This window comes from Acutalibacter sp. 1XD8-33, from assembly GCF_003612555.1.
GTDB lineage: Bacteria > Bacillota > Clostridia > Oscillospirales > Acutalibacteraceae > Acutalibacter.
Genome location: NZ_RAZF01000014.1, coordinates 20,003 through 45,735, shown reverse-complemented (window position 1 = coordinate 45,735; position 25,733 = coordinate 20,003). Strand labels below are relative to the sequence as shown.

The window sequence follows — 25,733 nt, the reverse complement described above, 5'->3', positions numbered from 1 at the left end:
CCGAATAGGGTAAGAAAAACAGAAAGTCCCGCCTGGATTAATGAAGTGCACAGCATTCATCCAAGCGGGACTTTCTGTCTCCAGGCATTCTTCCTTATCTTTACATAGTTAGTGTGATAAATTCAACATGGATTTCATGGACCTCTTTATCTTCTTACTCTTGGTCTATCCTCTCTCCTAAATACTTCATCGCCATCTGCGCCGCCTCAGCCCGGGTCGCGTTCCCTTTCGGGTCCAGCACGCCGTTCCCTCTGCCGCTGACAATGCCGTTCTCACTGGCCCAGCATAAAGCTTTCCAGGCGTATCCGCTGACCCGATTGGAATCCTCGAAATCCAGCTCATTTTTCCCCGGCTCGGGCTTTCCGGCATAACGCCAGAGCATAACCGCCAGGTCCTGCCGGGTGATGGGCCGGTCGGGGGCGAATTTCCCGCCGCCTATCCCGGCGACGATGCCCTCTGCCGCCGCCCAGTTCACAGCGTCCGCGTACCAGCCGGTGGTTACGTCGCTGAACTTACCGCCCTCCGCCTGGGGCCTGCTCTCCTTGTTGTAGATTATCTGCGCGAACTGCGCCCGGGTGAGGGTGTCGTTCGGGCCGAACCTGCCGTTGGTATAGCCGCTCATCAGGCCGTTCATACACACAAATTCAACGGCCTTGATGTACCACTCGCTGTCCTTCACATCCGGGAAAGGGTTTTCCCAGGGCTTCGGCGAGGGGCTGGGCGTTACTGTCTGCTCAAGGACAAACCCGGCCTGTACCGTCACGCTCCGGGCAGGCATTTTGAAGGTACACTTGCCGTCCTTTTCGATGAGTTCCACGGCCTTGCCCTGGCTGTCGGTGACGGTGATTTTGTCCAGCTTATAGCCCTCGTCGGGCTTTACGGTCAGGGTCACGGTACTACCCGAGCTTGCGCTTGCCGGGCTGGCAGAGACTGTGCCGTGCTCCGCTTTCTCGACCTTTACATCATAATAGCTGACAGAGGGGTACCAGCCGCCACCCCCGCTTGAGCCGCCTGATTTCTTTACCCAGCCCACCGCGATAGGAGATAGGCCGGTGACCTTGAATTGAATCCCCTTAGCTGTCTTGGTAACGACTGGTTTCTCTGTTTCGCCAGGAGTTTTTCCAAAGTCGCTGGTGGTAAACATATGGGTCACTACAAAGTCATGGGTGTTTTGCCCCGTCCCATCTGGATAAGGGAGCGTAACGGTGAGGCCGTTCGCCGGGAAATTGTCCGCTGTAGCTGTAGTCCAGTTAGTACCGCCATCCGTGCTGACAAGCAGCGACACGTCGTATACAACGGTGTTTTCTTCAACAACGGCACTGTTTGCTTTTGTGACCTCAAGTTTCATGGCTATTTCTAGCTTTGCTGGTGTGTTCAGATTATCCATGTCCTTCAATCCAGCTGGGACGGTGGAAATCCCAGTTTCCATCTCCAGCTTGAACTGCTTATCCTGGGTCGATTCCGGTGGGGTCTCCAAATTCTGAACAGCGGTAACCCTGGCGCTCACCATGGGAGGCTCATTTTCATCCGGAAGCTCATAGTTTCGGGGGCTTGCCGGGTCAAAGCTCCAAGTGCCACGTACAGCGGCATCGTAATTGCCGGGCTCTTTTGTACCTGCCAGTCCATCTGTAGTCAGTGAACCGGTAACATTCAGCGTTACTTCGCCGTTTATCACACCAGAAAGGTTGAGTTCTCCGTAAACCGCCGCCTCCCCCTGGCTGGTTTGAGGTTTGGAGGCGGCAAGTCCTGAAACGTCCCAGGCAAGCTGACGCTTGGCAATGGTGATGGGGAGCGTAGTTTCACCCATATGAGTATCGCTCTCCGCGGTAACCGTTAGTGAATAGCTGCCAGCGTCCCTGGGAGCTTCATTCAGAAGGCTGCCCTCTGCGTCCTTCCACTGATAAGTGTATGTCAGGCCATCTGCCGAGGCGCCGCTTTCATCTATGGCAGTTGGTGTGCCGCTATAAGCTGCCGGTTGGCCGTCATAGGTCTTGTTTTCCAACACGATGCCTGAGATGGTAACTGCCGCTTTGTCCACCACAGTGATGGTAAATGTGCTTTGATTAGAGCTGTATTTCCCGCTAACCTCGGCTGTCGATGCCTTTATGGTGATGACCGTTCCTTTCACTGTGCCCTCCGGAATGAGCAGTACTCCGTCCGTAAGCGGCTTTTCCTCGTCGTTTTCTCCGACTTTATATGTCAGGCTGGGCACAGGGAGTCCATCCGTGAAGTCCGGGTCATGGGGGTTTACCGACCGTGCTGCCACAGCTACGGTATGCCCGGCCTGCTGGTGGCTGGGCGCTGTAATGACGATTTTGGGCTGGGCAGGGTTTACGGTGACCGCCGCCTGGCTCTCTCCTACGGCATAGTTTGCTGTGTCATTTGGAGCAAACTTGGCAGGATAATCCTGGCTTTCCGTCGGGCGGGTATGGGGCTGTGCCCAGGACCAGGTCCCCTCTACCGTCTGCCCCCCATTCTCAGCGCTGCCCCCCGAAAGTCGAGCGTCTGCCAGGGTTTGGCCGTACTCAATAGCCAAAGCTGTGGGCGCTGTCAGTGTAAGGTTGACTCTGGTGATATCGGCAGTGGTTTGGAAAACTTCACTTTCCAGCGTGTAGTTTCCTGCGGTATCGGTGTCGTTTAAGGTAACACTGCCGGAAACAGATTTATCTGTTCCAGCATCGGGGCTGTCAAACGCGGCTGTTACGGTATAGTCGCCATCTGCCAGGGTCTCGCCGTTTTGGAGCCCCTCAAACTCTACCATGACCTGGGCGGAGGTGCTGCCATCGTAGGGCTTATCCGTTCCTATAACCTTCACAGACAGCGGGGCCGGGGTGATTTTGCCTGTGGTGCTGCTGGGGAGAGTGATGTAGGAAGGAAACACATAATTCCCAGCTTTTTCCCCGGTCAGCTTAATATTGCTAATGGTGACGTTTTTTCCCTCGACAACATCCTTTGTGTCAAAGGCTACATCGGCAGTTATCCCCACAAACCCTTTGTCCCTTTCAACAATATCCAAATTTGCCAGGGAGAGCACATCCTTTGCCTGGACTGCTGTGGTTCCATCATAAACCTTTTCTGGTGGAGCGATTATAATCTCTTTCGTGGACAGATTTTTGGGGCTGATTGTATAATTCAGGGTCAGAGTTCCTTCCACGTTGTTTTTGCCGGTTAGGGTGATGAGAGCGTTGTTTCCGACCTCAACATTGTTGGTGTAGGTTACGTCAAAATTACCGTTGATAAGAATATTTTTCCCGTTATGCGTTACTTTCAAAAAAGTTTCCGGGAAATTAACAGGCGAACCTGTATAAGAAGTACCTAAGTTTAGTGTCTTTTCAAGCACGGTATCATCGGTTATTGTAAGTTTCTTCACGGTGAAATAGTGACGGTAATTAAGACGGTGGGACGGCCCCACATCATAGTTATACTCAATATAGTGATTGCCGCCTCCTCCGGCGGGGCAGGCACTTCCTCCATATAAATAACCTACGGCAAGATTATCTCCGTCCAAAGAAAATGTTTTCTGCAATATAGTCTGGTTAGGAGTTTTTCTTTTTGCCTGCTCCTTAACTTGCTGACGCAGATTGGTTCCGTCATAGGTCAGGTCCATCTCATCTGCTGGGGTAAGACTGTCAGCACTATACTCTATATAGTATTTGTTTGCCGCACTGGTGACAGTGCCCTGTCCATTAAGGCTGTCTGCACTGTGGATGGTAATCGCGCCGGTCACTTGTATGTTCGTACTGCTGGGAACAGTCAACACCGCATCTTTAGGGATGTACATGCTCTTGGGAGCATAGCCCCAGATAGAGTTCCATGTGGCGTTTCCATAAACGTAGCAGTACCCTGTTCCATCAATACTACCTGTACCGCTCCGATTCAGCACTGCGTTTACCGCATGACTGTTCACAGCCTCCCAATAGTATGACGTGAAATCTATAAGCCCTCCGCCGGTAATTGTCCCCTCACCCGCATATCTGTTGTTTGCCGTCACTCGCCCGTGATTATGCAGCGTTCCACCATTTATCAGATGGTTTGTGCGGATATGCACACCTGCGGGAACTTCCAGAGTTTTGCCTGCGGGGATTTCCAGCGCAAAGGCGTTTGTAGTGGACAGCTGCCCGGTGGAGAAGTTTTCAGGCAAAACCATTCTTTCAGGTGAACCATTGTAGAATAAGTTGCCCCTTACTTCATTATCCGCGCTTATCGTGCCGTCGGTGATGGACAGGCCCTTGAACCAGGCGTCGGAGATACTTCCGTCGGTTTTTATCGTACCGCCGGAGATCGTGATGGCTGGGGAACCCATACCGGCAGCATCACCTGACGCGTTTGGCCCCGCACATATTCCATAGCCCTTATTTGTCATCGTGAGGTTTATATCGCCTCCGCTGATGTTGAGAGGGCCCATTTCCGAGCGGATGCCATAGGTAGAGTTAAAAGTCATACTGCCGCCGGTGATGGTTAGGTTCTTTTGGGTGTGGAACAAGTAGGCTGCCGAGCTACCTTCCGCTATAGTTATTGTGCCGCCCTCCATCGTAAGGGTATCACAGTAAAACAAGGTGCTGGTTGTGTCTTCAGAACTATACGCTAAAGAGCCCGTGCCGCTGATGGTGACATTTTTCTCCTTGGCATAAAAAATGTTACACTGGAAAGTCTCTTGCTTTATAATTTTGTTGTTTCCGGTTAAGACAAGATTTATCGTCTTTATTGATTCTGGGAAACGTATCAGGGGTCTCCCTTCCTCAAACGCATTAGGCTTGGCACTCATATTCAGGCCGTTTAATGTCAGCGTTCCTGTTGTGCCGTCAACTGTCCATGTCCAGCCGGGGCCGGAGCTTGGAGAAGTATCATTGGTCAGGTCAATAATTTTATCCTGTGTGGCTGCCTCCGACGCACTTGCTCCGACAGCAAGCCCGAAAAGGAACAGTGCCAGAATTCCAATAGTCGCCAATAATTTCTTCATGTTGAATACCTCCGTTCTTATATCAGCCCCAAGCCCCGGGCGGCGGCGATGGCCTCGGCCTTGCCCCCGGCCCCAAGCTTGCGGTAGTTTTCCCTGATGTGATATCGCACGTTGTCCACCTTCATCCCCAGCCGTTCAGCGATCAGCGTGGCCGAAAGCCCCTCGCCCTGCAAACGCAAAATCTCCAGGGCCGTGCTTGAAAAATCCTCCCGGGCGGCGTTCCTGGGCGAAAGGTACCCAGGGTACCGCCGGGCCATTTGTTGTGTCTCCTCAAGCACTTTTTTGAACCATGGCCCCGCCCGGCTCTGGGTCTTGAGAAGCGGCAGTATCGCCGGGCCAAGCTCTGTGATGAGCCGCACGAACTGATAGCTCTCAGCTTCGTCCAAGGCGTCGGTCGGCATGGGCTCCCACTCCGTCCCCAGCCTGCGTCGGACGATGGCCCCCAGCACTCCGGCTTCCATACGGATGTATGTGCGCTGGCAGCGTTCCGCGTAATCGCTGAGTTTTTCCAGCAGAGAAAGGGCTTTAAGGTTCTCGCCCAACGCAAGATAACACCTGACTTTCGTAAGGTATCGGTAGCGCTCCATGGTGATAAACTCCTTGTCCTCGTTTGGTGCCTCAGACAGCCATTCCCTGACGCCCTCAATGTCCCCGGCATAAAGTGCCAGCCTACACCGCATAGCCCGAATGTTCGGCAGCAGTTGTGTCACCCGCTGTTCCTCTACCGCAGCCTGGAAGGAGTCCAGTATCGCCCCTGCGCTCATGAGGTCGCCCTGCAGCACCATCAGCCGCACCCGCTGGCCTGCCGCTGAAAAGGCTATTTCCAGCGCGCCGCCGCACTCAGTCTCCATTTGCCCCCGGGAGAGCAGGGCCAGCACCTCGAAGGAGTCCTCTCCTTTCTCGAACAGGCTCTCCCCCAGGGCAATCTTTGTCAGCCCCTTGCCGTACCGTCCCAGCACCCGCTCCACCAATGGGCCGACTGTCCGCGCCAATGCCCTGTCCGACCGGCTCCACTTGCAGAAGTCCTTGCCGCCGTTCATGGTGCTGGGCACGTTGCTGGTGACAGAAAACTCCGGCAAGTGTATGCCCTGGTCAAAGAGCATAGCGGGAGCTTTCAACATGATCTTCAGCACGTCCTGGCTCCCCCTATGGGGCAGGCCGATGTCCAGATAGTACAGGCGGCTCCGGGCTTCCCGCTTTGCCCCGCCCTGGGCAGTCTTGGCAAACTCCGACAGCTTATCGTACCAGTATTCGCTCTTTTCCGGGTCCATCAGCATGGAGTGGAGCATACTAAGCCCGGCCATGAGCACCGGGCTTTTCGCCGCCTCAGCTTCGTCCATATTCAGATAATACCGCCGCAGCTCGTAGTAGTGACCCGCGCCGGGGTTCACCCGGGCATTGCGCACCAGCAGCTCTCGGATCTGGGCATAGGCCCCGCAGCGCTCGTACATCTCCAACGCCTGAGAGATCTGACCGTTCATCTCATACCAGACCCCAGCGTTTTTCTGGCAGTTTCTGAGCTGTTCCTCTCCCAGGGTCAGAGCGGCCCGTTCCCGCAGAGCGTCTAACAGCACATGCCGCAGGCGGTACGCCCCTCCATTTTGAAAGAGGAAGTTGCCGGTTTCCGCAGCCTTCTGCACCATGATAGAGGCGGTTTTGCTGGCGGTGATGAGTTCGGCCAGCGGTAGGGTAAATTCATCCACAACGCTTATCTCCATGAGAAATTCCAGCAGGTCGCTGTCCCAATCAATCATCACATAATCACGGAGATACCTGGCGAAAGCGTCATGAATCTCTTTCTGCATCTGTGGCCCCGGCTCCATCCCCTCATCCATCTTCAGCGCCGCGTGACGGATGATATAGGCATTTCCTTCAGAGGATTCCGTCAAACACTCCAGTCCCTTTGCCGTGTATGCTATCCCCATGCCGTCCAGATATCCGGCAATTTCGCGTTTCCCAAGGTGCAGGTCGCTCTCGTGGATCATCATGAATCCCACGTTCACATACTCAGGCATTAGCCAGGCCGGTACCGGGCTGCGGCTTATAAAAATGAGCCAAATGTCCGGCCTGTTTATTAGTTCCCGAACCAGCTCCCGGCGCGTTTTGTCCAACCGATGCAGACCGTCCAGAACCACGGTGCCGGAGCAGGGAAGGTCATCTCTGCCCCAGCGCCGGTCTCCGCAGTCAAAGTAAGCATAGCGGCGCTTGCCGAAATATTTCTGTACAAAGGCGGTTTTGCCGTAGCCTGTGGCACCATAAATATATGCAATCTGGCCCAGAGATTTTGCCGCTCTCAACTTGCGGTACGCGCTCCCCGGCATGATGTACTGCTCCAATGCTTAACACCTCCGTCCTAAAAATATGCGCAAAAAACCACAGGCTGCGCCTGGGCGCTCCTGCGGTTTTTACGTGTATGGGGTCAAAATGGGCGCAATTATTGCTTGCTTGCTTGCTTGCTTGCTTGCTTGCTTGCTTGCTTGCTTGCTTGCTTGCTTGCTTGCTTGCTTGCTTGCTTGCTTGCTTGCTAAACAATTATTTGCGCTCATTTTGAAATTTCAACCCCTTTTCTGTGAATTTTTTGTGAAATCTTGGCTTGGATGGACACTCTAAACCTATGATATCACATTATACAGCATAGAAACTTAAATGTACACTCCCTAAGTTGGGTAGGTTGAATGAAATCCGCGAAAAAGGAACACTTGATTTCTGAAATCGATACTTTGGTGTTTATTAAGTTGTGCTTTATCTAAGCTCTGCCCAATTTTAGAAAATCTATTGACAAATCAAAAAATCCATGTTAGACTAAGACTACAAAATCAAGTACCTGAATGCCAGCCGCGTTGTTTGCCAATCAAACAGCCAGCGGCCCACTTAAAATTTCGAGACTCGTAACACATAGGTACAGAGCATATCAAAGCGAACCGAGGAGGTTCGCCTGTTTATGCTTCTGTCCTGCGTGTATGCGAGTCTTTCTGTTTTCTCTCCGAAGGGGGTACATATTTTACGAAAGGTGAGATGCAAATGATTGTATCAAATTTGAGCTTCCAGCAAAAATCGAGGAAAGGAAAAGCGAATGAAACACAAAAATTTCTTTATGGTAGCCAACCGTATCTTCGACCTGGGGCTAAAGCCAAGGGATTTTGCTGTCTACTGCTGCCTGGTACGGCACAGCGGCGCGGACGGTTCCTGTTTCCCCTCACGGCGAGTGATAGCGGCGGAATGCCGCATGGATAAAAAGACCGTCGACACAGCCATTGAAAATTTATCTACGCTTGGGCTTGTAAAAAAGGTCGGCAGATACCGCCGGGACGGAACGAGGGCAAGCAACCTGTATCATGTGGAGAACCTTCTGGAATAGTGGAAATATTCCATTGGGATAGTGTTAAGATTTCCTATCAGGAAGAAAACCCATAGAACTAAACACAAGGTTATCCGTTCAGCAGAAAGAACTAAGCGAGCCAGCCATCTGCCACAAGCCCGTTGTACGGCCTCTGGCGGCCCTTGTGCCCGGCATACGCAAATGGCCGGGGGATTACACCTTTGCGCAGTATGTACGCCCAAACCGCGCGATACACGGCAAAGTAAGTCAGGCCCCAACAGCCATGTATTCCGGGTAGTTTTGCCAGGGTCGAAAAGAAAGCAGGAGAAAGGAGGTGGGGTTGCTATGCTCCCCACCTCCGGGTCACAACGCCCGGCAATGCCGGTCGTTTCAAGGGATTTCGGGCTTTCAGGAGCGCAATGCAAAATAGGGTTGCTGATTCCCCGCTTTTCAACAAACAGGGTTGCAAACCCCATAATTGGCTGTGTAACGGCAAATATTCAGGGGTTGCCGGTTTAGGCCCGCATTTCTTTCTCTGCAGGAACACCCCATCAAAAAACACTCTACCAGCCGCAAGGCAGAAAGGAATAATATGAAAAATATCGATCTTACTTTGCTCAGAAAAAGACGTGAAAAGATCCTGGCGCTTCGCAAGGGAAAGAAGCAGCCACAGCACATCGGCGTCTGCTATGCGGTAACGCTGGATGGAAAAACCTATCCGGTGATGGCCTGCTTCCCTGCCGCCACGGAGGAAAGCGCTAAAGATAAATTGAAGTACCTTATAAACGGCGGAAAAAATTAGCGGATTTATTTGCAGATTCGCTGGACTTTCGCTCCGGTATAGGGTATGCTGTAACCGTATCCTATTCGGTTTGACAGAGCGGTATCCCGCTCGGAAAGGAAAAGTGAAATGAGATCAACCGAAAATACGAATTTAATAACCGCGCTCTACTGCAGGCTCAGCCAGGAGGACCAGCTCCAGGGGGAGTCCAACAGCATCACCAATCAGAAAATGATCCTGCAAAAATACGCGGAAGAACACCGGTTCCTTAACACACAGTTTTATATCGATGACGGATTTTCCGGCGCGGATTTCAACCGTCCAAATTTCAAACGGATGATGAACGACGTGGAATCCGGAAAAGTAGGCATTGTGATCGTCAAAGACCAATCCCGCCTCGGCAGGGACTATCTGCAGACAGGAATGCTGATGGAGATCACCTTTCCCCAGTTTGACGTGCGGTTCATTGCCATCAACGACGGCGTGGACAGCGCGGAGGGCGTCAGCGACTTCTCCGGCATCAAAAATTATTTCAACGATTTTTATGCCAGGGACACCAGCCGCAAGATCCGGGCCGTACAGCGTGCCAAAGGCGAGCGGGGTGAGCGGGTAGGTACAACGGTTCCGTATGGCTATATGAAAAGTCCCGACGACCCCAGGCAGTATATCCCCGACCCCGAAACAGCGCCCATCATTAAGCGCATTTTTGAAATGTATGCCAGCGGTATCGGGATCGTAAAAATCTGCGACAGGCTGTCTGCGGAAAAGATTGTATCGCCAAGCGTATACGCTTTCCGAAAGACAGGCAGCCGTTCCGGGAAACCTGATATGGCAAGGCCGTACCACTGGTCGCAGACAACCGTGCGCAAAATGCTGGCAAACAGGGAATATGCGGGTGATACCGTCAACTTCAAAACTTACTCCAAGTCCAATAAGCTGAAAAAGAGGCTGAAAAGCCCGCCCGAAAATGTCATAATCTTTGAGAACACCCATGAGGCCATCGTTGACCGCAGGACCTTTGAGATGGTACAAAAGCACTTTGCCGGGCGAAAGCGCCCGGACAAGCAGGGCGAGATGGATAAGTACGCAGGATATCTCTACTGCGGCGAATGCGGCAGCCGTCTCTATCTGCACAGGGGGAAGACAATCAGGCCGGAAAACAATAATTTCCAGTGCGGCGGGTTCCAGACCAGAACAAAGGAATGCACCGCGCACTATATCCGCGAGAGCGTGCTCGACCAGATCGTCCTGCAAAACCTGAAAACGGTGACCGCCTTTGCGAGAGAGCAGCCCGATGAATTTTACGAGATGGCCTCGCGGAATGGTGAGAGAGAGGCGGAAAAGTTTTATGAAACTGCGGAACGTGAAAAGGTCCAGCTCGAGAGCCGTGTCCGGGAGCTTGACAACATCATCCGGTGCTTGTACGAGGATCGTGTCTGCGGACGGATCACGCCGGAGAGGTATGATGCTATGGCGGGTGGCTATGAACAGGAACAGGCTGAACTACGGCAGGAGCTCAAATCCATCACCGTCCGCATCAACGAAATGGATATGAGGGAAATGTGCATCCGGGAGTTCATGACCAAGGCCCGGGATTATATCGAAATGCCGAAGTTGACGCCTGAACTGCTGCGGGTGTTTATCCGCAGGATCGAAGTGTATGAAAAGCTGGAAAAGTATTCCCGCACCTGCGGCAACCCAATTGTCATCCATTATTCGTTCCAGCTGCCGGAGCAGAATGGGGCGCCTGCCATAGAAAAGGTCGTGCCTCTGCCTCAAAAGACTGCTTAAAGGCAGTATCCGAAAGGCTTACTGCCTTTCGGATACATATCATCTGCTAATTTCTCCCTTTGCGATATCACGCAAAACCAGGGGATTTTTTCATTTTCTATTCCTTTTCAAAGGAGTCCTTGCCCAATCCGCAGACAGGGCATACCCAATCCTCCGGGACCTGCTCCCAGGGGGTGCCGGGGGCAATCCCGTTATCCGGATCGCCGGCGGCAGGATCGTACACATAGCCGCAAGGACATACATATTTGTCCATGGTGATAACCTCGCTTTTCCTGTTATTTTTTTCCAAACAATCCGCCGATGAGATCTCCCGCCTTATCCAGGTTGATCTTGGCCTTTACGCCCTCGGCGATCTGCCCCAGCTGCTCTTCCGGCAGATCAATCCCCAAAAGTTTTTCCACCGTGGGGATGGGCTCCTTGAGAAAACCTTCTTGCAACGCTTTGTCGCTTTTGATCTTCTCTACCAGTTCTTCGATCTTTCCCTTAATATCCATGGCTTACTTGAAATACCGCTCCAGCAGGCCCTTGAAAGCCTTGCCATGACGGGCCTCGTCCCGGGCCATCTCGTGTACGGTGTCATGGATAGCGTCCAGACCCTGCTCCTTGGCCAGCTTGGCCAGCTGGGTCTTGCCGTCGGTGGCGCCGTTTTCCGCATCCACGCGCATCTGCAGGTTCTTCTTGGTGCTGTCGGTGACAACCTCGCCAAGAAGCTCTGCAAATTTGGCGGCATGCTCGGCCTCTTCATAGGCGGCTTTCTCCCAGTACATGCCGATCTCGGGATAGCCCTCCCGGAAAGCAACCCGGGCCATGGCCAGATACATGCCCACCTCGGTGCACTCGCCCTGGAAGTTGGCATGCAGGCCGTCCAGAATCTCCTGGCTTACGCCCTTGGCCACGCCTACCACATGCTCGGCGGCCCAGGCCATATCGCCGGACTGCTGGGTGAACTTCTCTGCGGGCGCGCCGCACACCGGGCACTTCTCAGGGGCGGCGTCACCCTCGTACACATAACCGCAAACGCTGCAAACAAATTTCATAGTGAATTCCTCCTATTTTGAATAATAGTATATGGATATTTCAAAGCGCTATGCGCTTCTTAACAAATTTTTCCCGGGCCCGGCTCTTACAGCGTCCGTTCCGCCACAATCTCTTTCCCGCACATCCGGCCGTTTTCTCGAAAGCCAAATTTGTGGTATAACGCCCGAGCCGCCTGGTTTTCCGGCTCGTAGCTGAGCCAGACCTTCTCCGCCGGGCGGAAAGGATGGGTAGAGAGATAGCCCAGGCAGACCTGCATCGCCTGCTTCCCAAGGCCTCTGCCCTGATATTTCTGATCGATCATAAACCGCCACAGGCTGTAGCTGCCCTGGACGTCCTCCGACTCCTCTGGGAGAGGGCCATAGCCAAACATGGCGAATCCCACAGGCTCGTCCCCTTCATAAAGGCCGAAGGCCCGGGCCCAAGCCCCGTCGCTAAGCACCACGTAGGCCTCTCCAAGGCTCAGCCAGTTGGGCGCAACGAATTCCTGCTGATCCTCCCGGACAGAAAGCGCCGCAATCTCGCTCACGTTTCGAAAGGTGATTTTACGAAGCTCCATCTGTCTCCTCCTTTTTCACACAGCAAGGGCAAAGCCCCCGCAAAGTGACACTGGCGGAGTCGATCCGGCAGCCTATCCCTTGGGAAGCCTGCCTTAATCCTTTCAGCTCCGGCACCTGGGCAGGGAGATCCAGCACCGCCCCGCAGTTTTTGCAGATCAAATGCGCATGGGGAGCGGTGTTGCCGTCAAAGCGTTCATAGCCGTCCACCACGCCCACGCTAAGGACCAATCCGTTTTCTCGAAAACGATTGAGATTCCGGTAGACAGTGCCCAGGCTCAAGTCTGGATATTGGGGCTTGAGCTGGCGGAAAATCCACTCTGCGGTGGGATGGGTCTTGGTTTCCCGCAGGGCTGCAAGGATCGCGGCCCGTTTGCGGCTGAAATTTTCCCGTTTGGGCGGCATAGCTTCACTTCCTTCCCACATTTTGCGAAACAAAGGGAAAAGAACCGTGCTTTGAGGCTTCTCCCCTCAAGGGACATCTGCCAAATATTATATCACAAATTTTCCTGTTTGTAAAGTAGGAATCGTTATTAAAGTTTGAGAAGCTGTCCTTTCCTAATATAGTTATGTGTTGGCCTCTGACAGCTGGCCTTAAGCTGGTCCGGCCAAAGCCGTCCAGGATAAAAGTTTTGTAGACTTCGCGTAGCGAATGTCTTACTTTTCTCAAAAGTGGTGGGGTTCTTAGGGGGCGACAATCGCCAGTGGCGATTTCCCGTCGCCGACCGAGTCGGCAGACGAGACCCCTTGCGGCGGAGGCCACACAGTATTACTCTAGAAAAGTATAACAAACGGCAACGGCGCGTATCGCAAACCGTTGCCTGATATTCTTGTCCTATCCGCGCCGAAGCTGGCATTTCTGGGCGCGCCTAACTCTTTTTCCCGCCGGATTCCCCGCGCCCGCGGCGCAAGCCCCAGCCCCAAGAGAACGCCTATTTCGTTTCTCCCAAAACCTTATGCAGGGCCTTGCGGCTGCGGTCCTCGCTGACAGCCACCAGTTCGTCTCCCGCGTGGAGCACGGTGGAGCCGTTGGGGATGGTCAGCTCTCCGCCCCGGATAAGGGAGATCACCAGCGTCCCCTTGGGAAAGCGCACGTCCTTCAGGGCCACATCCTCCCAGGCGGTGTCATAGGGCAGGGTCATGGAGAAGATCTCCCCTTTTCCCTGATTCAGGCTGGCAATCAGGTGCATATGGGCAGAATCCACCTCCTGCTCAATGAGCTGTACCACGATCTCTGTGCTGCTTACCACGTCCTGGATTCCAAGCGCCCGAAAAGTTTCGGCGTTGCGGGGGTCGTTTACCCGGGCAATCACCTTTTTTGCCGAGAAATGGCCTTGGGCCAACTGGGCAGTGACCAGATTGTCCTGATCTACCCCAGTCACCGCCATCACGCAGCCCGCATTACGGGCACCCGCAGCCTCCAGCACCGCCACATTGGTGCCGTCCCCGGGAAAAATTGCCGCATCCAGGTCGTCTGCCAATTCCCGGCAGCGGGCGGCATCTTTTTCAATGAGGCAGACCTCATGCCGCCGCTCCAACAGCAGGCGGGCCAGACTCCGCCCCGCCTGGCCTCCCCCCACAATAATCATACGCATCAGTCGATCCTCCTGCTCAGCACCAGCATGTCCCCTTCGGAAAGGGGGACGTCCCCGATGGTTTCTTTCAGCACAAAGCGGCCATCCTCCTTGAGCACGGCAAAAACACCTCGGCCCGGCAAATCCAGATCCCGGGTGGTGCGGCCAAAGTAGCGCTTCTCCACCGGCTGAACCTCAAGGGCCACGCTGGCCGTGCCAAAGGACACCTGCCGGTTCTGCCAGGGACTCACCAGCTCCGAAGCCAGCTTCTCTCCTGCCATATTGGTGGGGCAAACGGTGCGCAGCCCCGCCCGGTCGAAGATATCCTCCCGGGCCGGGTCGGAAATCCGGGCCGCCACCCGCTCCACCTTGAAATACTTTTTGGCGATCTGCCCCACAGCGATGTTCAGATTGTCGTCCGCTGTGGTCACCGCCACCGCGTCGCAGCTCTCAATCCCCGCCTGGCGGAGCACGTTCAAGTCCATGGGAAAGCCCACCAGCGTTACACCGCCAAAAGCGGGATCCAGCAAAGCCAGGTTATCCCCGCTTTCGTCCACTACCACTACGCCGTGGCCCTGGGCGTCCAGCCGCTGGGCTACCGCCCGGCCCAGCAGCCCGCCCCCTATGATGAGTACATTCATTCCCCGTCCTCGTTGTCAATGAAGGGCGTGGGGCTGCCGCCGGCATTTCCCTCCTGGCCGCCGGCGTTGGGGGCCGGGGACGCGTTGGGATCCGGGCTGGCGTTGGCTTCGGGGGTGGAAGTGGGAGTGGCTGTGGGGCTGGCCATCAATGCCGCGTACTGCTCCACCGTGATGGTGACCACCTCCGCAAACTCCGCATAGATATAGGCCGGCCCGCCCAAAAACTGCACCTGATACCAGCCGTCTTGAGGCGTCTCCGCCAGGAGGGCCAGGATGTCCCCCTCTTCTACCGTTCCATAGGCGTCGCTATCTGTAGAAGCGCTTTTGCGCACGTTCACCACGTCGCCCGTCACCTTTACACCCTTGGCCGTAGCCGGAGTCGGCGCGGGAGTAGCAATGGGAGCCTGAGAGGACAGCCCGCTGCCCGTACCGCTGTTGTCCTCTCCCTCTTCATCTTTGCCGCAGGCAGACAGGGCCCCTGTCAGAGCGCAGCCCACCAGAAACAGTGCCAGGCCTCTTTTGCCGTGCTGTCTCGCTTTATTTCCAAAAGCCCAATTCCCAAAGCCGCTTTTTTTCATTGTATTCATTCCTTTCCCAAAACTATTTTCGCTTCCTATCAACACGGAGCCTTTCCTATTAGACTCCTGCTTTTCCTCCCCGGTAAGTCCAAAAAACGGATTTTCTCTCATCTCCCTTCTTCCAAAAAGCGTTCCTGTTTACTATTTTAGCATAATTCCAGAAAAAGTCCACCGGTATTTTTGAATTCCGTAAAATTTTCCGGATTCTTTTGCCAGGATCCCAATGAAAGCCCTGGCTATCCCTGGTGTGCACGATGAAAAAGCGGCAGGGCGACAATCCCACCCCAAGTGAGATTTGCCGCCCTCCAGGCCTTTCCACACAAAAAAGCCGCCCGCTTTTTATGCAGGACGGCTTTTTACCTAATAGGATGATTCTGATTATCAATGCTGCTTATACGCGGCAGCATTCTTTGCAAACGATGATCTCTCCCTGAGAGGCAGGGTCATCCCGAATGATCTCCTCCACTCCGGGCACGCAGATATGGCCGGACAGCGGGTTCTTGATGCTGAGGATAGGCGCGGTCAGACTGGCCTCCACCTCTGATTTCTCGAAGCTCAGATCCGTATCTATCATCTGGCAGTTTACCAGCTTTAAGCCTTTACAGTAGCAAAGAGGCTGGGTGCCCAGAATCTTGCAGTTCTCAAAGGTGGCGTTCTCGCAGTACCAGGCCAGATATTCCCCCTTGACGGTACTATTGCGTACCGTTATGTTCCTGGCATGCCAGAAAGCGTCTTTTGTGTCAAAAGTACAGCTTTCAAACACAGAGTCCTCAATATACTGGAAGGAGTATTTTCCCTTGAGGGTCACGTCTTTGAACCGCAGGTTCCGGGAACGCATCATAAAATACTCGCTCTCCGCGTACACATCCGCCATTTCTACGCCGCGGCAGAACCAGCCAAACTCCGGAGAAACAATATGGCAGTCCCGCATCCTGATTTCGCCGCATTCCCGCAGGGCCTTGATGCCGTGAAGCCTGGTGTCCCAGATCTCCACGTTCTGGGAATACCAGAGGGCCGCCCGGCAGAGCTCTGTCATCTCAGAACCGGAAATTGTCACCCCGCTGTCATGCCAGAAGGGGTAGCGCAAGTTAAAAAAGCAGTTTTCCACCGTCAGGTCCCGGCTCTCCTTGAAGGCGCTCTCCCCGTCGGCGGGGCCGTTGAAAGAACAGTTCCGCACAGTAAGTTCCTGGCTGCCATACAGAGCCCGCTCCTCATCCAGGGTTTTATTCTCTATAAAATCCATCTTTCCGCTTCCTTTCCTATCAGAGGTTTAGAAGCCGTACCAATAGGATTTGTATTCCCTTTTCCGGCAAATTCAGCCGGGAAGCGGCGTTGTGAAAACTTGCCAATCGCCAGATTGCCGGCATCTCCACGCCTTGCTCCCAACTGAACTTGCTCGAAAATCGGAACACAAATCCTATCGGCACAGCTTCTTGCATTTTTGATTGTCTACCATTATACTCCACTTTTCCCAAAAATGCAAATACCCGTAGGCTATAGATACCTATGCTTTGGAAGCATATCAGTGGTCTATTCCTTCTCCTGTTCCCCCTGCCGTTCTCTGGCCTGTTTCAGCGCCTCCATGGCCTCGCGCTGCCGCGCCTGAACCAGGGCCTTCTGTTGTTTCCTGCGCTCTTTGGCCCGGCGGCGGGGCTTCACGGTCAAAAGCAGGACCGTCCCGGCGATAGCCAGCAGGAAAATCAGCGTAGGCAGATGGACAACGATGAACAATCCCAGCTCCTGGAAAAAGCGCATCAGATCTTTTGCGTTGCTCTTCATGCCAGCCCAGGCCCGGCTGCCCCAGCTTTCCGGCTCCGGCTCGGTAAGCTCACGGACCTCATTCAAAGAGAAGTTCACCGTACTATAGTTGATCTGGCTGTCGTACACCCGCAACGTGGATTCATAGTTTTGCAGCTGATAGCGCACATTGGTCAGCCTGTCCTCAATACTGAGAATATCCTCCAGGCTGGACGCCTGCTCCAATAGCTCCATCAGACGCTTCTGCTCAGCCAGCAGCGCGTCCCGGTAGCTCTCCGCGTCCACATACTCCAGGGTCACGTCCTCTTCCTGGGTAGAACGCTGAAGCACATGGCAGTTCTCCCCCACTGCCGCCAGAAACCCATTCAGCTTTTCCGCTGGCATCCGCAGCTTCAGCTGGCAACTGCGGCTCTCCTCGTTGTAAGCGTACATGTCTGAGGACTCGATGTATCCCTCCGCTTCTGCCACCCTGTTCTCCAGCCAAGTCAGAAATTCATCATAGTCCTTTGTCTCCGCCTCCAGATTCACCGTGGTGATCAGCTTACGGTTTTCCCCCCTGGGAACCGGGTTCTCCCCCAGCGCGCCTTCCTCCATTCCGTTTTCAGGGGCGCCCCCTTCAGATTCCACAGCGGGAGACTCATAATCTGTGGTCTGGCTATAGGCCTGGCTGCTGGAAGAATCCCCGCCTTTTCCATTCTGGCCTCCGCAGGCCCCCAAATTTATCAGCAGGAGCGCCGCCAAGAGCAAAATACCACACTTTTCCCAAACCGCCTTTTTCATTCGAAATCCTCTCCTCACCCGCTGATTCGTTATATTACTTCGCCAACAAACGATAGGAACTCCCTTGTCAGGACCACGGCCCGTAAAAGTACGGTTGGGCCTCTGGCGGCTTAGTGGCTTTGGTCTCGCCTGCCGGCTCGGCCGGCGATTGTCACCCTAAGAACCCTACCAGGCGCCAAACTTGGCATGGCCAAGTTTTCCGTACCTGGACCGCGTAATATTCCTATTGTTTAAATTCCTGGGTAATTTAACAATATCATAGCCGAATCAAGAAGGAATTTCAAGACCTATTGCATAATTGTAACTTGGGATTACAGAATTGTAACGCCGGCGGAAAGGGGTCTGCGGGCATCTAAAATCTCACCTTGTGCTTGCGGTTGGCTCCCAGTATGCCGCCGATTGCACCGCTGAGCAGGACCGCCGCCCCTTTTCCTATGCTGGCAGGGCCGGCCTCCAGCTGAAATGCCAGAGCCGATACCAAAACCGCGCAGACCAAAAACAAAGCCCCGGCCCCCAGGCCCAAAAAGATCCCCTTTTCCCGCAGGGACAGCGCGGGGACAAAGCCTCCCAGAAATACCGCCCCACAGGCCGCCAGGGTGGTGATGAGGGATAGCGACCCCCTAGGCAGCGCGCCCATCCTGCACACCGCAAACGCAAGCACCGACAGCAGCAGCAGACTGGTTCCGGCGGTGACCGCCCCGGATAAAATCAATGCCCGAATCCATTTCATAGAAAAAACCCCTCAGCTCATAGGATATCCCAATATCGGAAACGCGCCGGAAATCCGGCAGATACCAGACTCCCGTAGGCGGCTATGCCGCCTATCTAAAAGAGGCGATTTGCTTCTTTATAAACCGCGTTAACTATACCTATGAGCAAAGGGGATTTTTTATTCCATGGGATTCCCGAGGAGATCAGGCGTCATCCTCATGCACAGTATCCACGCTGCCAATTGCCCAGCGCTTTACCCGCAGCTTAGACTTATCGCTGCCGGTCTCAATGATCACGGACTCCGATTCCTCCTTGACAGCTACAATCCGGCCGCAGATGCCGCCAATGGTGGTAATCTCGTCCCCGACCTGAGCGTTCTTGCGCATTTCAGCTTCTTTTTTCTTTTTCTTGTTCTGGGGACGGAAGAAAATGAAATACAGCGCCGCAAAAAACAGTCCGTATACCAGCAGCATAATAATCAGGCTCATCCCGCCGCCGGCATTGGCCGCCGCGTCCATCAATTTCAGATTGTACATCTTGTGTGAACACATCCCTTCCAATAATTACTTCAGATTATAACAGGAAACACGCCAAGTTGCAAGCAAAATATCAGATTATTTCCTCCCAGGCGTGTTTTCTCCTGGCGACGCCGCCCAGGGCATGCTCACATATGCTGAGTATACGGATTTTTGAGCGGATTTTTGTCTTGAATCTGCCAAAAAGGCGTGTGCGAACGCTTATGTGAACATACCCTAGATTCTCCGGCTGATAACCTCTATGTTTTCCCGGTAAAACGCTTCGAACCGGCCTTCGTCCAAGGCGGCGCGGATCCGTTCCAGCAGATGGTTATAAAAATAGAGATTGTGCATCACTGCCAGCCGCATCCCCAGCATCTCCCCCGCTTTCAAGAGATGGTGGACATAGGCCCGGGTAAAGCTGCGGCACACCGGACAGCCGCAGCTTTCGTCCAGAGGGGCTTGGTCCAACCGGTACTTGGCGTTCATCAGGTTCCGGCATCCTTCCGCCGTAAAGGCGTGGCCGTGGCGGGCATTCCGGGTGGGCATCACGCAGTCGAACAGGTCTACCCCCCGGCGCACCGCCTCCAGGATATTGGCCGGAGTCCCCACGCCCATCAAATAGCGGATCTTATCCTTGGGCATATGGGGCTCGATGGCCTCGATCACGGCGTACATCTCCTCCGCAGTCTCCCCCACCGCCAGACCGCCGATCCCGTAGCCGTCCAGGTCCAGGGCAGCGATCTCCTTCATGTGCTCCACCCGCAGGTCTTGGTAGGTGCAGCCCTGGTTGATGCCAAACAGCAGCTGGCTGGGGTTCAGGGTGTCCTGCCGGGCGTTGAGCCGGGCCATCTCCTCCTTACAACGCCGGAGCCACCGAGCGGTGCGGGCGCAGGAGCTTTTGGCATAGTCGTATGGCGCGGGATTCTCCACGCACTCGTCAAAGGCCATGGCAATGGTGGAGCCCAGATTGGATTGAATCCGCATACTCTCCTCGGGCCCCATAAAGATCCGCCGGCCGTCGATGTGGGAGGCGAACGTCACTCCCTCCTCCCGGATGTTCCGCAGTTTTGCCAGGGAAAACACCTGGAACCCCCCGCTGTCCGTGAGGACCGGGCCCTCCCACCCGGTAAACTTCCGGATGCCCCCCAGAGCCTTCACCGTCTCGTCCCCAGGGCGCAGGTGGAGGTGGTAGGTATTGCACAGCTGGACCTGGCAGCCCAGCTCTTTCAGGTCATAGGCCGAAACCGCCCCTTTGATGGCTCCGGCGGTGGCTACGTTCATAAAGCCCGGAGTCTGTACCGTGCCGTGGACCGTGACAAACCTGCCCCGGCGGGCCATTCCCTCCGTTTTCAGCAATTGATACAATTGGGTTCCTCCTCTTTCCCGTCTGTGCCTACAGGCCTCGTTCTCCCTTTTTGCCCCGGCCCATCAGCTCTTCTACCGCCGCCTCTGGAGCCACGCCGCCGTTGACAATGGAATCCACCGCCTCTACAATGGGCATCTCAATCCCATAGAGCTCCGACAGCTTCCGCACGGCCGGGATGGCATTGATCCCCTCCACCACCATGCCGATTTTTTCTATTGCCTTCCGGGGTGGCATTCCCTGGCCAATCAGCTCGCCGCAACGGTTGTTCCGGCTGTGGACGCTGGTCGCGGTGACAATCAGGTCGCCAATTCCCGCCAAACCGGTGAAGGTCTGCTCTTGGCACCCCACGGCGCAGCCCAGCCGGGTGATCTCCGCCAGCCCTCGGGTGATGATGGCCGCCTTGGTGTTGTCGCCGTAGCCCAACCCCCGGGACATGCCCGCCGCCAGGGCAATGATGTTTTTCACCGCCCCGCACAGCTCCACCCCGCGGATATCCGGGTTGGTGTAAACCCTCATGCAGGTATTCATAAAGGTGTCCTGCACCGCTTTCGCGGCGGCTGGGTCGCCGCTGGCGGACACAATGGTGGTGGGCATGTCCCGGGCCACCTCCTCCGCGTGGGTAGGGCCTGAAAGAGCAACCAGCCTCACGGTCTTGGCGGGGTTTTCCCGGCACAGCTCGTCCTGTATTACCTGGGTCATTGTGAAAAGAGTGCCAGATTCCATTCCCTTTGCCGCATCCACAAGAATCTGTTTTTGGGCAATATAGGGGGCGGCGCGCCTGGTAGTCTCCCTTACATAAGGAGACGGCACCGCAAACAGTATCATCTCTTTTTCCGCGCAGGCCTCTGAAATCTCTGTGGTAAACCGGATGCTTTCCGGAATTTCCGCGCCGGGCAGGTTGGGGTGCGCCTTCCCCGCAGCCAGATCCCGAATTTCGCTCTCTATGGCAGACCAGACCGTTACCTGGTTCCCGGTATTCGCCAGCATTCTTGCCAGAGCCGTTCCCCATGTTCCGGCGCCCAACACGCCAATATGAACCATGCTTCTTCCTCCTGATATTTGAAAAAAGGAACGGTGTAAGGAGTGCCCTACACCGCTTTTCTTTTCTTATTATACCTGTTTTACCCAGAAAAGTCAAGCAGCCCGGGGGAAATTCGCCGCTTCTCCAACTGGGGGCGGAGCGTGCGATTTACCGGCGTGGGGACAGGCCCGCCGGACGCAAAGACAGCCCCGGAATCATCCAGAGCCTGCACCTTTAAGTAGTATGGAATGTGAGTGGACCTGTCAAACCGGAGGCTGGTCCCATTGGTCTCGTCGGACTTCTTGTAGATTTGAGCGGGGATGTTACGGTCGCTCCAAAGGAGCCGGTAGGTGCGCGCGCCGGGGACAGGCTCCCAGGTGACGGTGACTCCATCCGGTGTGATCTCTGTCAGTTGAACCTCCAAATTTTGCATGATTATGCCTTCTTTGTATGTAGGATGATTTGAAGCTATTATACCACATCCCACGGGATTTTACCAGCGGTTTTGCGTTCGCTAAAGCGGTTCCATATATACAAATTCTATGGAAAATGCTATAATAGCCACAGGCTATTTCAGTAGAGCAGAACTGCGAAGCAGTTCCAGAAATCGTGTAAGCGATTTCCCAAGACGCAAAGCGGCTTGGAGCTATGCTATAATATCTCTAGCGGGGAACTTCCCCCTAAATAATAAACGGCATAAGCCGGAAAGTGTGAATAAAATGAAATTAGGAGTCTGCACGTCCCTGGATAACGCCGGGGTTTTGGCCCGGCTGGGCTATGACTACATAGAGACCGGCCTTTCGGCAGTGGCCGGCATGCCTGAGGAGGAATTTCAGAATGCCCGGAGGGCTTTGGAGGGGTCCGGCCTGCGGTGCGAAGCCGTGAATGGTATGCTCCCGGGAGACCTGCCTGTGGTGGGCGGGGCGGCAGACCTTGCCCGGGCAGAAAGCTATCTATGCGCCGCCTTTTCCCGGGCGGAACTACTGGGGGCGCGGGTCATCGTCTTTGGGTCCGGGGGAAGTAGGCGGGTGCCGGAAGGCTTCTCCTGGGCACAGGCCTGGCGGCAGCTCCGGGACTACCTGACCTTGGCGGACCGCCTTGCCGGGGAACACGGCCTGTGCATCGCCATTGAGCCCCTGCGCCGGGAGGAGTGCAATATCCTGAACCGGGTGGGCGAGGCGGTGGAGCTGGCGGCCCTGCTGGACCTGCCCCATGTGGGCGTGCTGGGCGACACCTATCATATGCACTGTGAGGGCGAGCCGCTGACAGCCCTAGCTGACGCGGGGGAGCTTCTTTGGCATGTACACACCGCCTGCCCCCAGGGGCGGCTGTTCCCCAAGGACGGCGACCCGGCAGACCGGCGGGGTGAGTACGGAGAGCTGTTTGCGGTGCTGAATGAAGCGGGATATGCAGGGCGCGTTAGCATTGAGGCGGGCTGTGAGCGCTTTGAGGAGGACGCGAGGGCCAGCCTTGCGCTGCTGAAGGAAAGGATGTGTTAGGATGCTGTACCCAAAGTCAAAGGAAAAGGCCCTTTCGCCGGAGCTGTTCAAGAATCCCGCCAGCGAGTACCGGGGCGCGCCCATCAGGCGAAGGAGCCCGAGCCGGGCCGGGGGCAAAACAGCGTGCGCCAGGACAACGGGGAGCTCCTTGCGGTTTTTGATATTGTGCTGGACGGAAACGGTTGTCTAAAGGAATACCGGCGCGTCGACGAGTGCGACCCCGCTCAGGGTGCAAAGTGGTACGCCTACATAGAGCACGCCGCGGCTGACCCCTGGTTCAACGACCAGGCCTATGTAGACACCCTGAACCCCCAGGCCATCCGGGAGTTCATCGAGACTACCCACGAGGCCTACAAGACATGGGTGGGCGGGGACTTCGGCGGCACGACCCTGGGCATCTTCACAGACGAGCCCCAGTTCGCCCCCAAGCAGGCGTTGGACTTTGCTACCCAGCAAAAAGACCTGTTCCTCTCCTGGACGGACTGCCTGCCGGAGCTGTACCGGGTCCGCTATGATGAAGAACTGTTGGACGTGCTGCCCGAGCTCATCTGGGAGCTGCCCGGGGGCAGGCTCTCCCGGGCGCGGTGGCGGTATCAGAACCTGGTCACAGACCGGTTTCTGGAGAGCTACTGCCAGCAAATCGGCCGCTGGTGCCGGGAGAACAATTTACTGCTCACCGGCCACCTGATGGGCGAGCCAACCCTGGAGAGTCAGACCCAGGCCGTGGGGGACGCCATGCGCTGCTACCCGGAGTTCGGCCTGCCAGGCATCGACATACTCTGCGATTTCAGGGAGTACACCACCGCCAAGCAGGCCCAGTCTATGGCCCGTCAGCAGGGGGCGGAGGGGGTGACCCTGCGGGTGCCGCATCTCTCCTGGTACACCATGCAGGGCGAGGCAAAGCGGGACTACCCGGCGTCCATCGGCTATCAGTCCCCCTGGTGGGAGGAGTTCCCCCTTATCGAGGACCACTTCGCCCGGCTGAACACGGCCCTGACCCGGGGCCGCCCGGCGGTGACGGTGGGGGTGGTCCACCCCATCGAGAGCTATTGGCTGCTGTTCGGCCCCGCCGCCCAGACCGCCGGGGCCAGGGGGCAGATGGAGGAGCAGTTCGCGGGGCTGTGTGAGTGGCTGCTGTTCGGGAATATAGACTTTGACTATATCAATGAGGCCCGGTTCCCGGAGCAGTGCCCGGCCCCTGGAGCGCCCTTAAAGGTGGGTGAGTGCGCCTACTCGGTGGTGCTGGTGCCGCCGGTGCGCACTCTGCGGAGCTCTACCGTTGAGCGTTTGGAGGCCCTGCTAAATGGCGGCGGGCGGGTGATCTTCCTGGGCCCCTGCCCGGCGTATGTGGACGGTGAACCCTCCGACAGGTGCCGGGAGCTGTTCAGCCGAGCGGAGCATTTGGGCTTTGACCGAGAGAGCATTTTGGCGGCACTGGAGCCGGAGCGGACGATAGATATCCGCCATGAGGACGGCAAGCGGGCGGACCGGCTGCTCTATCAGTTGCGTGAGGACGATGACTGCAAATGGCTTTTTATCTGCAACGGCAAGACACCCGAGAGCCCGGACGTGGACCCGGCGCCCACCCTGCGCTTTGCCCTGCGGAGGGAGTACGCTTTGGAGGTGTTCGACACCCTCACCGGGGAGACCGCGCCCCTGCCCGCTCAATATGAAAACGGCTGGACGGTGTTCTCCCGCCCCTGGCACATCCACGACAGCCTGCTTCTGCAGCTGGTTCCGGGCTGGGGCGCGTCAGGCGCTACGGAGCGGGCAGAGAGCCAGAGTGCGCCAGCCGTCACCTTGGAACCAGTGGAGATACGGCTCAGCGAGCCCAATATGCTTTTGCTTGACATGGCAGAGTACGCCCTGAACGACGGGGACTTCCGACCAGCGGAGGAGCTGTTGCGTATAGACAATATCATCCGTGGGGAGCTGGGCATTCCCCTGCGCCGCAAAGAGGTGGTCCAGCCCTACCTGCTGCCCAAGGAGGAGCCGAAGGACCGACTGCGGCTGTTGTTCCGCATACGCAGCGAGGTACACATTGCCGGGGCGAAGCTGGCCTTGGAGTGCCCTGAGAGCGCCCGGGTCGCTTTGAACGGCCTGCATGTGCCTACCCTGCGGCCTGACGGCTGGTTCGTGGACAAGAGCATAAAAACCGTCCCCCTGCCGGAGCTGGGCGCGAGGGAGAGCCGGCTGGAGATCACGGTGCCCATCGGCCCCCGCACGAACCTGGAGGCCTTCTACCTGCTGGGGGACTTCGGCGTGGGGGTCAACGGCTGCAAAAAACTTCTGACCGCCCCAGTGCGCAGTCTGGCCTTTGGGGACATCACCCGGCAGGGTCTGCCCTTCTACACGGGCAATGTGGAGTACGGCTTTCGGGTGCGGAGCGAGGGGGACTTTACCCTCCGTGTGCCCCACTACCGGGGCGGGCTCGTGAAGGTGCTGGTGGACGGAGAGGACAGAGGGAACATCGCGTTCTCGCCCTACGCCCTGCGGGTCAAGGCCGCGCCAGGGGAACATTTTGTGGTGCTGCGGCTCTATGGCACAAGGCAGAACGGCTTTGGCCAGCTCCACCACACCCAGGGGGTGTACTTCTATCAGAGCCCCAACTCCTGGCGCAGCGCCGGGGATCTGTGGTGCTACGAGTACCAGCTGAAGCCCGCGGGCATTCTCAGGTCGCCGGAGGTGTATGGGGGTGTGATTTTGGACGGAACTGCCCACGGCAGAGGGGCGGCGGGGCATTTCTCCGACAGAAGCTGAGGCCGGCAGGTTGAAGGAATATTGTCAGAATAGAAATCCCCTAAACGCAAGATAATATTATGAGGATTCTGTCAAAATTCACAA

Annotated in this window: 22 protein-coding genes; 5 read left to right on the top strand and 17 right to left on the bottom strand. The window is 55.8% G+C overall.

Translation table 11 applies throughout. From position 1 onward, the window contains the following. Positions 1 to 154 precede the first annotated feature (154 nt). Both D7X94_RS18475 and D7X94_RS10555 read right to left on the bottom strand, forming a co-directional pair. Positions 155 to 4,960: an S-layer homology domain-containing protein gene (locus D7X94_RS18475; RefSeq protein WP_158590996.1), complete on the bottom strand. Its 4,806-nt coding sequence runs from the start codon at positions 4,958 to 4,960 to the stop codon at positions 155 to 157. Between the two features lie 17 nt (positions 4,961 to 4,977). Then, complete coding sequence (locus tag D7X94_RS10555; RefSeq protein WP_120427685.1) at positions 4,978 to 7,296, bottom strand: LuxR C-terminal-related transcriptional regulator; 2,319 nt, start codon at positions 7,294 to 7,296, stop codon at positions 4,978 to 4,980. Positions 7,297 to 8,033: 737 nt separating this feature from the next. On the opposite strand from D7X94_RS10555, the gene D7X94_RS10550 reads away from it, so the two are divergent. The 3 genes from D7X94_RS10550 to D7X94_RS10540 all read left to right on the top strand — a co-directional run bounded on the left by D7X94_RS10550 (position 8,034) and on the right by D7X94_RS10540 (position 10,851). Beyond that, a complete protein-coding gene (locus D7X94_RS10550) occupies positions 8,034 to 8,318 on the top strand; it encodes a helix-turn-helix domain-containing protein (RefSeq protein ID WP_120427684.1) in 285 nt (94 codons plus the stop codon). 553 nt (positions 8,319 to 8,871) lie between these two features. Further along, complete coding sequence (locus D7X94_RS10545; RefSeq protein ID WP_120427683.1) at positions 8,872 to 9,081, top strand: hypothetical protein; 210 nt, start codon at positions 8,872 to 8,874, stop codon at positions 9,079 to 9,081. A 108-nt stretch (positions 9,082 to 9,189) separates the two neighbouring features. Beyond that, on the top strand, positions 9,190 to 10,851 hold the full coding sequence (locus tag D7X94_RS10540) for a recombinase family protein (RefSeq protein WP_120427682.1): 1,662 nt from the start codon (positions 9,190 to 9,192) through the stop codon (positions 10,849 to 10,851). 97 nt (positions 10,852 to 10,948) lie between these two features. Here the strand turns inward: D7X94_RS10540 and rd are convergent, their stop codons facing one another. The 15 genes from rd to D7X94_RS10465 all read right to left on the bottom strand — a co-directional run bounded on the left by rd (position 10,949) and on the right by D7X94_RS10465 (position 21,823). Further along, a complete protein-coding gene (rd, locus tag D7X94_RS10535; protein WP_120427681.1) occupies positions 10,949 to 11,104 on the bottom strand; it encodes a rubredoxin in 156 nt (51 codons plus the stop codon). Between the two features lie 22 nt (positions 11,105 to 11,126). After that, on the bottom strand, positions 11,127 to 11,345 hold the full coding sequence (locus D7X94_RS10530; protein WP_120427680.1) for a hypothetical protein: 219 nt from the start codon (positions 11,343 to 11,345) through the stop codon (positions 11,127 to 11,129). A 3-nt stretch (positions 11,346 to 11,348) separates the two neighbouring features. Then, positions 11,349 to 11,888 carry an NADH peroxidase gene (locus D7X94_RS10525; protein ID WP_120427679.1) on the bottom strand — a complete coding sequence of 180 codons (540 nt, stop codon included), beginning with the start codon at positions 11,886 to 11,888 and terminating at the stop codon, positions 11,349 to 11,351. A gap of 86 nt (positions 11,889 to 11,974) precedes the next feature. Further along, the gene (locus D7X94_RS10520; RefSeq protein WP_120427678.1) at positions 11,975 to 12,445 is read right to left on the bottom strand and encodes a GNAT family N-acetyltransferase; all 471 of its coding nucleotides are present in this window, start codon (positions 12,443 to 12,445) and stop codon (positions 11,975 to 11,977) included. Next, positions 12,432 to 12,848: a Fur family transcriptional regulator gene (locus D7X94_RS10515; RefSeq protein ID WP_120427677.1), complete on the bottom strand. Its 417-nt coding sequence runs from the start codon at positions 12,846 to 12,848 to the stop codon at positions 12,432 to 12,434. Before D7X94_RS10515 ends, D7X94_RS10520 begins: the two co-directional genes overlap by 14 nt. A 527-nt stretch (positions 12,849 to 13,375) precedes the next feature. Then, positions 13,376 to 14,038, bottom strand: coding sequence for a potassium channel family protein (locus D7X94_RS10510; RefSeq protein ID WP_120427676.1), 663 nt, complete (start codon positions 14,036 to 14,038; stop codon positions 13,376 to 13,378). Further along, positions 14,038 to 14,658, bottom strand: coding sequence for a potassium channel family protein (locus D7X94_RS10505; RefSeq protein ID WP_120427675.1), 621 nt, complete (start codon positions 14,656 to 14,658; stop codon positions 14,038 to 14,040). The genes D7X94_RS10510 and D7X94_RS10505 overlap by 1 nt, the downstream gene beginning before the upstream one ends. Next, positions 14,655 to 15,236, bottom strand: a complete 582-nt coding sequence (locus tag D7X94_RS10500) for an SH3 domain-containing protein (RefSeq protein ID WP_158590995.1) — start codon at positions 15,234 to 15,236, stop codon at positions 14,655 to 14,657. The genes D7X94_RS10505 and D7X94_RS10500 overlap by 4 nt, the downstream gene beginning before the upstream one ends. Positions 15,237 to 15,627: 391 nt before the next feature. Continuing rightward, positions 15,628 to 16,479 (bottom strand): DUF3737 family protein, encoded by an 852-nt coding sequence (locus D7X94_RS10495; RefSeq protein WP_120427673.1) that lies wholly within the window; start codon positions 16,477 to 16,479, stop codon positions 15,628 to 15,630. A gap of 287 nt (positions 16,480 to 16,766) precedes the next feature. Continuing rightward, positions 16,767 to 17,774 (bottom strand): DUF4349 domain-containing protein, encoded by a 1,008-nt coding sequence (locus tag D7X94_RS10490; protein WP_120427672.1) that lies wholly within the window; start codon positions 17,772 to 17,774, stop codon positions 16,767 to 16,769. Between the two features lie 352 nt (positions 17,775 to 18,126). Next, complete coding sequence (locus D7X94_RS10485) at positions 18,127 to 18,504, bottom strand: TIGR04086 family membrane protein (protein ID WP_120427671.1); 378 nt, start codon at positions 18,502 to 18,504, stop codon at positions 18,127 to 18,129. Positions 18,505 to 18,688: 184 nt separating this feature from the next. Further along, entirely contained in the window at positions 18,689 to 19,021 is a 333-nt protein-coding gene (gene yajC, locus D7X94_RS10480) for a preprotein translocase subunit YajC (protein ID WP_243111262.1), read from the bottom strand. Positions 19,022 to 19,237: 216 nt separating this feature from the next. After that, the gene (tgt, locus tag D7X94_RS10475; protein ID WP_120427670.1) at positions 19,238 to 20,368 is read right to left on the bottom strand and encodes a tRNA guanosine(34) transglycosylase Tgt; all 1,131 of its coding nucleotides are present in this window, start codon (positions 20,366 to 20,368) and stop codon (positions 19,238 to 19,240) included. A gap of 28 nt (positions 20,369 to 20,396) precedes the next feature. Beyond that, positions 20,397 to 21,410 (bottom strand): NAD(P)H-dependent glycerol-3-phosphate dehydrogenase, encoded by a 1,014-nt coding sequence (locus D7X94_RS10470; RefSeq protein WP_120427669.1) that lies wholly within the window; start codon positions 21,408 to 21,410, stop codon positions 20,397 to 20,399. 80 nt (positions 21,411 to 21,490) lie between these two features. Next, positions 21,491 to 21,823, bottom strand: coding sequence for a hypothetical protein (locus D7X94_RS10465; RefSeq protein WP_120427668.1), 333 nt, complete (start codon positions 21,821 to 21,823; stop codon positions 21,491 to 21,493). Positions 21,824 to 22,109: 286 nt separating this feature from the next. Here D7X94_RS10465 and D7X94_RS10460 point away from each other — a divergent pair, with 286 nt between their 5' ends. Together D7X94_RS10460 and D7X94_RS10455 are read left to right on the top strand one after the other, a co-directional pair. After that, positions 22,110 to 22,889, top strand: a complete 780-nt coding sequence (locus D7X94_RS10460) for a sugar phosphate isomerase/epimerase family protein (protein ID WP_158590994.1) — start codon at positions 22,110 to 22,112, stop codon at positions 22,887 to 22,889. 123 nt (positions 22,890 to 23,012) lie between these two features. Next, complete coding sequence (locus D7X94_RS10455) at positions 23,013 to 25,649, top strand: hypothetical protein (protein ID WP_120427666.1); 2,637 nt, start codon at positions 23,013 to 23,015, stop codon at positions 25,647 to 25,649. Positions 25,650 to 25,733 lie beyond the last annotated feature (84 nt).

Coding starts and splice junctions, on each gene's coding strand:
- D7X94_RS18475 (WP_158590996.1), bottom strand. CDS start 4,960: ATGAAGAAATTATTGGCGACTATTGGAATTCTGGCACTGTTCCTTTTC.
- D7X94_RS10550 (WP_120427684.1), top strand. CDS start 8,034: ATGAAACACAAAAATTTCTTTATGGTAGCCAACCGTATCTTCGACCTG.
- D7X94_RS10545 (WP_120427683.1), top strand. CDS start 8,872: ATGAAAAATATCGATCTTACTTTGCTCAGAAAAAGACGTGAAAAGATC.
- D7X94_RS10540 (WP_120427682.1), top strand. CDS start 9,190: ATGAGATCAACCGAAAATACGAATTTAATAACCGCGCTCTACTGCAGG.
- rd (WP_120427681.1), bottom strand. CDS start 11,104: ATGGACAAATATGTATGTCCTTGCGGCTATGTGTACGATCCTGCCGCC.
- D7X94_RS10530 (WP_120427680.1), bottom strand. CDS start 11,345: ATGGATATTAAGGGAAAGATCGAAGAACTGGTAGAGAAGATCAAAAGC.
- D7X94_RS10525 (WP_120427679.1), bottom strand. CDS start 11,888: ATGAAATTTGTTTGCAGCGTTTGCGGTTATGTGTACGAGGGTGACGCC.
- D7X94_RS10520 (WP_120427678.1), bottom strand. CDS start 12,445: ATGGAGCTTCGTAAAATCACCTTTCGAAACGTGAGCGAGATTGCGGCG.
- D7X94_RS10515 (WP_120427677.1), bottom strand. CDS start 12,848: ATGCCGCCCAAACGGGAAAATTTCAGCCGCAAACGGGCCGCGATCCTT.
- D7X94_RS10510 (WP_120427676.1), bottom strand. CDS start 14,038: ATGCGTATGATTATTGTGGGGGGAGGCCAGGCGGGGCGGAGTCTGGCC.
- D7X94_RS10505 (WP_120427675.1), bottom strand. CDS start 14,658: ATGAATGTACTCATCATAGGGGGCGGGCTGCTGGGCCGGGCGGTAGCC.
- D7X94_RS10500 (WP_158590995.1), bottom strand. CDS start 15,236: ATGAAAAAAAGCGGCTTTGGGAATTGGGCTTTTGGAAATAAAGCGAGA.
- D7X94_RS10495 (WP_120427673.1), bottom strand. CDS start 16,479: ATGGATTTTATAGAGAATAAAACCCTGGATGAGGAGCGGGCTCTGTAT.
- D7X94_RS10490 (WP_120427672.1), bottom strand. CDS start 17,774: ATGAAAAAGGCGGTTTGGGAAAAGTGTGGTATTTTGCTCTTGGCGGCG.
- D7X94_RS10485 (WP_120427671.1), bottom strand. CDS start 18,504: ATGAAATGGATTCGGGCATTGATTTTATCCGGGGCGGTCACCGCCGGA.
- yajC (WP_243111262.1), bottom strand. CDS start 19,021: ATGTACAATCTGAAATTGATGGACGCGGCGGCCAATGCCGGCGGCGGG.
- D7X94_RS10470 (WP_120427669.1), bottom strand. CDS start 21,410: ATGGTTCATATTGGCGTGTTGGGCGCCGGAACATGGGGAACGGCTCTG.
- D7X94_RS10465 (WP_120427668.1), bottom strand. CDS start 21,823: ATGCAAAATTTGGAGGTTCAACTGACAGAGATCACACCGGATGGAGTC.
- D7X94_RS10460 (WP_158590994.1), top strand. CDS start 22,110: ATGAAATTAGGAGTCTGCACGTCCCTGGATAACGCCGGGGTTTTGGCC.